At 64.0% G+C, this 581-nt stretch carries 1 pseudogene; it reads left to right on the forward strand.

What is annotated here, in order from left to right:
- Positions 1 to 581 (forward strand): annotated as a pseudogene (locus KHN96_RS22700) (IS256-like element ISRso7 family transposase); the annotation flags it as partial.

Consider the following 581-nt stretch of genomic DNA (forward strand, 5'->3'; position numbering starts at 1 on the left):
CACGAGCGACGCTTCAAGGGTTTCGACGACAAGATCGTCGCCATGTACGCCCGGGGCATGACCGTGCGTGAAATCCAGGGCTTCCTGCTGGAGCAATATGCAACGGACGTCTCGCCCGAGTTCATCAGCTCGGTCACCGCCGAGGTGATGGCCGAGGTCACCGCCTGGCAGGCCCGGCCACTCGATCCGATGTATCCGGTGGTGTTCTTCGATGCGTTGCGGGTCAAGATCCGGGAAGACGCCGTGGTGCGCAACAAGGCCGTCTATCTTGCGCTGGGGGTGCTGCCCGACGGCACGCGTGACATCCTGGGCCTGTGGATCGAGAACACCGAAGGCGCCAAGTTCTGGATGAAGGTGTTCAACGACCTCAAGACGCGCGGCGTGAATGACATCCTGATCGCCGTGACTGACGGCCTCAAGGGCATGCCCGAAGCGCTGGCGGCCGTGTTCCCGGCGACCACGCTGCAGACCTGCATCGTTCACCTGATCCGCAACAGCCTCGATTACGCGAGCTGGAAGGACCGTCGTGAGCTGGCTGCCGCGATCCGGCCGATCTACACAGCGCCGAGCGCGGAGGCCGC

This window comes from Ralstonia mannitolilytica, assembly GCF_905397375.1.
GTDB classification, from domain to species: domain Bacteria; phylum Pseudomonadota; class Gammaproteobacteria; order Burkholderiales; family Burkholderiaceae; genus Ralstonia; species Ralstonia mannitolilytica.